Raw genomic sequence first — 7,211 nt, 5'->3', positions numbered from 1 at the left:
CACACTGACTCCTTCCCGAACTCAGAGGTGAAACGCTGCTGCGGCTACGATAGTTGGAGGGTCGCCTCCTGCCACAATTGCTCGGCGCCAGGTCTTTTTTTTACACAAAAGCCTATTCTAGTTAACTAGAATAGGCTCTTGTTTTGCTTTTGACGAACCTCCATCTTTTGTAAGGTGCGATCGCCTCATTCAACATATTAAGCTAACTCTAGCGGAGGGAAATTCGCGCTTAATGTCTTTGGTTGAGTATCAGTAAAAGATGGATTTTAGCCAAACTCTAATTGATAAAAGTGATGCTATTGTCGATCAGTGGGTAGTAGCAGTCTATCAAGATGAAGAGATTGAAGCTACTAAAGAGCTTACTTTTAAAGCTGTACGAGATAGCTTGCCCCGTGTGTTACAAGCATTAGCAACCGTACTTTCGGAATCTGAAAAGAGCGATTTGCAGACAGTAGTAGATGCTAGTTTAGAACACGGTATGCTGCGTGCAGAACAAGGATTCGAGCCAGCAGAGATTGCGCGAGAATATCGGCTACTTCGATTTGTGATTTTCTCCTTTTTAGAAGAAGATTTATTGAAGGGAACTCCAAAAGAAATGCTGCGGGCTGTGCGCTTAATTGATACAGTGATTGATGAAGCGATCGCTCGTTGTTTTAACAGCTATACGTATGGACGATTACAAGAGCTTGAACAACTTCAAAGCCAGTTGCGCCTGACAAATCAAGAGTTAACTCGTTTAGTTCGTGCCAGTAAAGATAGCCTTTCTCATTTAGCTCATGAATTGAAAACACCTTTAACTTCAATTATTGGTTACGCAGACTTATTTCTCCGTCAGCAGCGTCAACAAGCAGAGGTTAAAGATACATATGCCAATCTCGAAAGTATAGAGCGAGTTCTTAGTAGCGGAAGGCTGATTCTACGCTTAATTAATGATACTTTAGATATTTCGCGCTACGATGCGGGCAGCATGAAATTACAACCAACTGTATCTAATGTACGGAAGTTAATTAATTCAGTTGTTGAGATAATTGAGCCACTAGCACGTAGTAAAGAATTATCCTTAGTTGTTGATTATAGTTGCGCTCCTGAACAGGTGATTACAGATCCGCTTCGAGTTCAGCAAATTATCACAAATCTACTCAGCAATGCAATTCGGTACACAGAATTTGGTACTGTCAGTTTGGAGTGTTGGAAAGAATCTGAGCAAAAGTGGGCTATTTTAGTGAGCGATACTGGTATTGGCATTGCTCCAGAAGCTCAAACGCAAATCTTTAAGCCTTATTTTCGTGCTGTAACTAAGCAAGAAGTACAAGGTTCTGATGGCACAGGTTTAGGATTAGCCATTGTTTCACGATTAGTTGAGTTATTGGATGGTGAAATCAAAGTGTCTTCACAATTAGGGAAGGGATCAACATTTACAGTGTTTTTGCCATTAGAAGCGATCGCCAATGAAAACAAAGAAGAAAATGCGAAAATCTAAAACTATACTTGATATAAACTTTCCCAGTCTGTGATCGCTTCGCGTTGAGCAATTAGCAATTGTTGAATACCTTTTTCGGCAAAATCTAGCAATTGATTTAACTGAGTACGGGTAAAGCTACCTTCTTCGGCTGTTCCTTGAACTTCAATAATTCCCAAGCGGTGATCCATCACTACGTTGAAATCTACTGTAGCTGCTACGTCTTCTGGGTAGTTTAAATCTAAATATGGCTCTCCTTGCAATAAACCCACAGAAACAGCCGCTACTTGTCCACATAAAGGCGATCGCTCTAACACTCCCCTCTGCAATAATTGTGAAATTGCCTGAGCCACAGCCACAAAACCACCTGTAATTGCTGTGGTTCTGGTTCCTGCATCTGCCTGTAAAACATCCGCATCAACAGTCAACGTGCGTTCTCCTAACGCCTCAAAATCTATTGTTGCCCTTAAGCTGCGTCCGATTAAACGTTGAATTTCTTGAGTCCTACCAGACAGTTTCAACCATTCTCGTTCTTGACGCTGCTGTGTTGCGGCGGGTAACATTCGGTACTCAGCAGTTAACCAACCTTTGCCACTTCCAGCTAAAAATCTTGGTACTCCCTCAGTCACACTAACATTACAAAGTACCTGAGTATCACCGCATCTCGCCAAAACTGAACCAGGTGCAAAGCGAGTAAAGCTAGATTGAAAGCTTATAGGACGGAGTTCGTAAGATTGTCTGCCATCGGGACGCTGCCATACCATTGGATTTGCCTCAAAGTTTTCCTCTAGAATACTGCTTTCAGGTCACGAATAAAGTATGAAGCGTTTAGAAGCTTTTAGCGGTAGCGACGTAGGAGCGTCAGGGCTTACTATGCCACTAGTATGAAGTATGAAATTTTGTTTTTTAGCTTTTTGACACATGATAATTCACTCAGAACTTAAAAGTAGGTTGAGGATATTTTGCTCTACCATTTCTGCTATTTGATCTCCGTTGATTGTCAGCAGGCGGCGGCGACGGTCATAGTATTCTAAGATGGGGACAGTGCGATCATAAAATATTTCCACTCGGCGTTGGACGATTTCTGGTTGATCATCTGGTAGAGAACGCCCTAGAGAACGGCTGACCATAACAGCTTGAGGTACTTGTAAATAAATTGCCCAGTCTAACTTCTGCCCCAAATTATCCAATAAAAAATCTAGTTCTTCGCATTGAAAGGCTGTGCGGGGATAACCTTCCAAAATCCAACCACAACCGACATCAGGCTTTTTTAGTCGCAGCCGAATTAGTTCAATCATCATTTCATCCGGGACTAACTCACCTCTAGCCACGTAGGGTTGTACATGACGACCTAGTTCGCTATAGTTAGCGATCGCTTCCCGTAAAATTTCACCTGTAGAAATCTGAGGTATATCAAAGTGTCTGCATAGCCTTTGCGCTTGAGTGCTTTTACCTGATCCTGAACCTCCCAGAATCACTAATTTCACTTTTTTTCACTCCTCATCTGATAAAATTCACAACATTCTTCTGTGTTTTGCCCAAATACATAGTCGAGATAACCTTCGGCTATTTTCATTTTTTATGCCCAAATTTTGCAATCATGTTGCGACTAGTTTCATCCAAAAAACGAAAATGTCAATATCTAATCTGTAAACCTTGACTTGAGAATAGGGAGTAGGGAGTGGAGAGTAGTGAGTAGGGAATATTCATTTGTAAGCATTTTTCATGAATGGCTTACATCAGGACAAACCTAGTCTTTGTTAAAAGCAACCCGCACTCGTAATCAGCCACCTATGAAGAATGAGAAAAAGTACATTTCCCCCACTCCCTACTCCCTCTATTCCCAGAACACACTTGTCAAAATCAGGTTAATCATATAGATAGATTTGCAACAACTCTCAGCAGAACTTGTTTATTTTTTTGTAATTTTCTAAATTTTTCTTATGGTTGCCCAGTTAGAATCCCCAAGCACGAATTCGACACTCACCTTACCACATCCAGTAGAAGGATTAGTGCAAGTTTTCACTAGTTCTCACCGTAACTTTTTTACCAGCGTTATGGCTCAAGCTTTGAGAATTGCTGGTCAAGGTACATCAGTGTTAGTAGTACAATTCCTCAAAGGTGGTATTGGTCAAGGATACGACAAACCTATTCAGTTAGGACAAAATCTTGACTGGATTCGCTGTGATTTGCCTCGCTGTATCGATACACCACAATTGGACGAAGCAGAAAACCAAGCTTTACAAAAATTATGGCAACATACTCAAAATGTAGTTTACGAGGGTAAGTATGACCTTGTAGTTTTAGATGAATTAAGTTTAGCCATCAAATTTGGTTTAATTCCCGAAGTTGATGTGCTAGCTTTTCTGGCAAAACGTCCGCCTCAGATCGATATCATTCTTACAGGGCCAGAAATGCCACAATCCCTTTTAGATGTAGCAGACCAGATCACAGAAATTCGCCGCAGTCATCGACCCTAAACAAAATGCTCTGTTCACGAGTTTCTAGTTACGTTTTTGTGAACATCAAGATCCTCGACTTTTTAAAAAAGCCGGGGATCTGAGCATCTCAAATTTTACAACTTAAAGTAGGATGGCTATATCTTTATTCTCCAGTAATTGAAAGGCCTTCCACCCACACTCTAGGAGCAACACCCCCAGGGGTTAATTCGACTTCTTTTTCTAAATAAACAATCGACTTGAGAACTTGTAAGAAATCACCCGCAACTGTTGCTGACTCAATACTTGTCTTTTCACCTTTGTTAATTAACCAACCGTCAAAAGGCAGAGAAAATGAGCCTTGTAAAGCTTTCACGCCAGCGTGTAAAGCTTGTAAATCATCAATTAAAATGACATTTTCCGCAGTTTCTAAACTGAATTCCTGCTCAGGAGTTGCTGCTGCAAATACATGATAAAAATTTGGACTAACGCTAACTTTAGCTCCAATACTTGCATTACCCGTAGGTTGAGCGTTTAATCTTTTAGCAGTACCAGCACTGTGTAAAAAGCCTGTTAATACACCATTTTCAATCAACTTTACCTGACGGGTTGGTGTTCCTTCACCATCAAAGGTTTCTGCACCAACATTAGCCGGATGTAGCGCATCATCGTAAACAGATAATAAGGGAGAAGCTATTTGTTTACCTAAATCATCTGGAGTAGACAGGCTTTGTTTATCTAAAATGCTTTGAGCGTTGAACAAATTAGAAAAAGCACTCAACAAACTTAAAAAAGCATCTGGAGAGAAAACAACTAAATATTTACCAGACTTAATTTTTTGGTAATTTAAGTGGCTGATAGTTTTGTCTGCGGCTTCTTTGATGCAACCATTAATGTCGAGATTATCAACACTGTAGCTAATTCTAAAACCATTCCCACTGCGAGGTTTTTTACCTTCTTCTTCAGTTTTACTGTACAGATAAACTGATGCGATCGAGTGGGATTCTTTTCTGACTGCGCCATCACTATTGAGATAAAATCTGTCAATATCTCTTTGCGCCAAGCCGTTATAAGGCACACCTTTAATTGCTGGATGAGCCGACAGTAATTCTTTTTCTGCTCCCACTAATTTTTCTATCAGTTCTGAAACTGGAGCTTGGGGGGCTTTATCATGAGGTGTATTAGGAATAATAACAGTCGCTTCTGGACTAAAATCAGGGACATTTTCCTTGACACCAAAAAAACTAGCTTCGTAAGCAGTTTTGAGTGCTAATTCTAATCCTTTAGCGTCTACATCTGTAGTGCTGGTGACACCAATTGTGTTTTGTTCATTCCAAACACGCACAGTAACACCAGAGCGATTGGAAGCTTTAACTTGTTTTGGCTCACCCTGATCTACTTGTACACTAGTTTCGTCGATAGTTGAGCCATAAATGTCAAATTTTTTGATGCCAAGTTTATCAGCATTTTCCTTGGCATAAGTTGCAATATCGTTGATAGTTGGCATACTCAATTTTAGATTTTTTTGATTTTAAAATAATCATCGATGCACGCAGATGTTTTACCTGTTTATCTTTGTGCATCTGTGGTTTTAGATTATGGATAATTAGCGACCACCTACAGTTATGGAATCAACTTTAATGTGTGGTTGACCCACTGTGGTGTAAATGCTGCCACTGACAGAACCGCAGAAACCTGGTGCTAATTCTAAATCTTGGGAACACATGGAAATTTTATTCATAATTTCCTTAGCTTCACCAATCAAAATTGCTCCTTTTAATGGCTTAGTAATTTTGCCATTTTCAATTAAGTAAGCTTCATCAACACTGAAGTTAAATTGTCCTGTAGCACCAACACTACCGCCACCCATTTTTTTACAGTAAATGCCTTTATCAATGGAGGCAAATAAATCTTCATTGGTGTATTCACCAGTTGCAATATATGTGTTACGCATCCGACTGGCAGCAGCATAGGTATAATTTTGACGGCGGCCACTACCTGTTCTGGGGTGTCCTGTACGCCAAGAACCGGCTCTATCTGCTAAGAAGTTTTTGAGAATGCCTTTTTCAATTAATAATGTTCTTTGTGCAGGCATACCTTCGTCATCCATGTCAATTGTACCGAAGGCATTGTCTGATCGCCCTTCATCCCAAGCTGTTAAACTTTCGTGAGCGATTTTTTCGCCTTTTTTATCGGCAAATGGGGTAGTATTACGCTCAATTTGGGTGGTTTCTAGCAGGTGTCCGCAGGCTTCGTGGAAGATTACCCCGCCAAAGTGATTCGCCATGATGATGGGGTAATTACCAGATTCAACGTAATCTGCATATAGCATCTTGCCAGCAGATTCGGCTATTTGCTCGGCGGCTTGGGTATAATCCCAAGTTCTCAAGAAGTTAGCATCGCTGGTATTTCCAGCGCGTTCACCAATGGATGCACGATTTGCACCATCAGCACACAACAAGTTAAAGCCTACAGACTGGGTGAGGCGGATGTCACGGGCAAAGGTTCCATCGCTAGATGCGACTAATACTTCTTGCCAGTCTCGGAAATAAGTGGCGCGGCGTGATTGCACATGGCTGGCTTTTTGGTTGAGAGTAGCAGTACCATCCAAAAGAACTTCGCCCATTTCACGGATAGAACTACAAAGCCCTAACCAGCCATCTTTGCCTCTTTTTGTGGCGTAGTCTCGCAATAATTCCAGGTTGGTTTCTGGAATGAAGGAATAAGGCGCGGGTAGCTGTAAGCCTAAAATAGAAAGTCCTTTTTCTAAAGCTGCTTTCAACCCGGAAAATGAAAGGTCGTTTGTACTGACATAGCAGTCAGCTTTGCCGCGAAATACTCTGACTCCTGCACCTGTAGCCAAACTGGGCGAAATACTGGTGATAGCATCATCTTCTGCCAAACAACTGATGTAGTTACGGCGTTCTAAGAACAATTCGATGAAGTCGGCACCTGCGGCACGTCCTAGTCCCAAAAGGGTAGCCAGGGGGGCTTCCCAAGTTTCATCGAATCGTTCTGTTGTGGATGAATATTGTAAAGTTGGTAGTTGGTTCGAGAGAAGTAGAGTACTTGTAAGCATGGGTAGCCTCGTCTGCTGGCCGAATTTCAGGGATTTAACTGAAAAATCCTAGTGTGTTAACTCTAGCAAATTTACCGAAGTGCAGGGGGGCAGAGGAGCAGCTTTCAAGGGCAGGTTTTTTGAAGAATCAGATAGTTAAGATAAACCACCGTGACACCAAGCGGGTCATGAGCAAAGATTCGGGTTTAAACAGTTGGATTGCGATCGTTAGCCAAAAGCTACTACATCTAAGTCG

General features: G+C 41.4%; 6 protein-coding genes. 2 read left to right on the top strand and 4 right to left on the bottom strand.

From position 1 onward, the window contains the following. Nucleotides 1–259 precede the first annotated feature (259 nt). Complete coding sequence (locus tag H6G76_RS35630; protein ID WP_190710906.1) at nt 260–1,480, top strand: HAMP domain-containing sensor histidine kinase; 1,221 nt, start codon at nt 260–262, stop codon at nt 1,478–1,480. Between the two features lie 2 nt (nt 1,481–1,482). Here H6G76_RS35630 and rph read toward each other — a convergent pair whose 3' ends face one another. Both rph and H6G76_RS35620 read right to left on the bottom strand, forming a co-directional pair. Continuing rightward, on the bottom strand, nt 1,483–2,223 hold the full coding sequence (rph, locus tag H6G76_RS35625) for a ribonuclease PH (protein WP_190710905.1): 741 nt from the start codon (nt 2,221–2,223) through the stop codon (nt 1,483–1,485). Nucleotides 2,224–2,388: 165 nt separating this feature from the next. Next, a complete protein-coding gene (locus tag H6G76_RS35620; RefSeq protein WP_190710904.1) occupies nt 2,389–2,946 on the bottom strand; it encodes a nucleoside monophosphate kinase in 558 nt (185 codons plus the stop codon). Between the two features lie 456 nt (nt 2,947–3,402). Between H6G76_RS35620 and H6G76_RS35615 the strand changes: the two genes are divergently transcribed. Next, the gene (locus tag H6G76_RS35615) at nt 3,403–3,939 is read left to right on the top strand and encodes a P-loop NTPase family protein (RefSeq protein WP_190710903.1); all 537 of its coding nucleotides are present in this window, start codon (nt 3,403–3,405) and stop codon (nt 3,937–3,939) included. Between the two features lie 124 nt (nt 3,940–4,063). Here H6G76_RS35615 and H6G76_RS35610 read toward each other — a convergent pair whose 3' ends face one another. After that, nucleotides 4,064–5,404 carry a TldD/PmbA family protein gene (locus tag H6G76_RS35610; RefSeq protein ID WP_190710902.1) on the bottom strand — a complete coding sequence of 447 codons (1,341 nt, stop codon included), beginning with the start codon at nt 5,402–5,404 and terminating at the stop codon, nt 4,064–4,066. A gap of 99 nt (nt 5,405–5,503) precedes the next feature. Continuing rightward, nucleotides 5,504–6,976 (bottom strand): TldD/PmbA family protein, encoded by a 1,473-nt coding sequence (locus H6G76_RS35605; protein ID WP_190710901.1) that lies wholly within the window; start codon nt 6,974–6,976, stop codon nt 5,504–5,506. Nucleotides 6,977–7,211: the final 235 nt, after the last annotated feature.

Origin of the sequence: Nostoc sp. FACHB-152 (assembly GCF_014697475.1) — a bacterium.
Lineage (GTDB): Bacteria > Cyanobacteriota > Cyanobacteriia > Cyanobacteriales > Nostocaceae > Nostoc_B.
The sequence above is the reverse complement of the archived record's forward strand: the minus strand, read 5'-3'. Positions and strand labels throughout refer to the sequence as shown.

Bases quoted from the DNA above. Each gene is read 5' to 3' on its own strand.
- H6G76_RS35630 (WP_190710906.1), top strand. From the start codon at position 260: ATGGATTTTAGCCAAACTCTAATTGATAAAAGTGATGCTATTGTCGAT.
- rph (WP_190710905.1), bottom strand. From the start codon at position 2,223: ATGGTATGGCAGCGTCCCGATGGCAGACAATCTTACGAACTCCGTCCT.
- H6G76_RS35615 (WP_190710903.1), top strand. From the start codon at position 3,403: ATGGTTGCCCAGTTAGAATCCCCAAGCACGAATTCGACACTCACCTTA.
- H6G76_RS35610 (WP_190710902.1), bottom strand. From the start codon at position 5,404: ATGCCAACTATCAACGATATTGCAACTTATGCCAAGGAAAATGCTGAT.
- H6G76_RS35605 (WP_190710901.1), bottom strand. From the start codon at position 6,976: ATGCTTACAAGTACTCTACTTCTCTCGAACCAACTACCAACTTTACAA.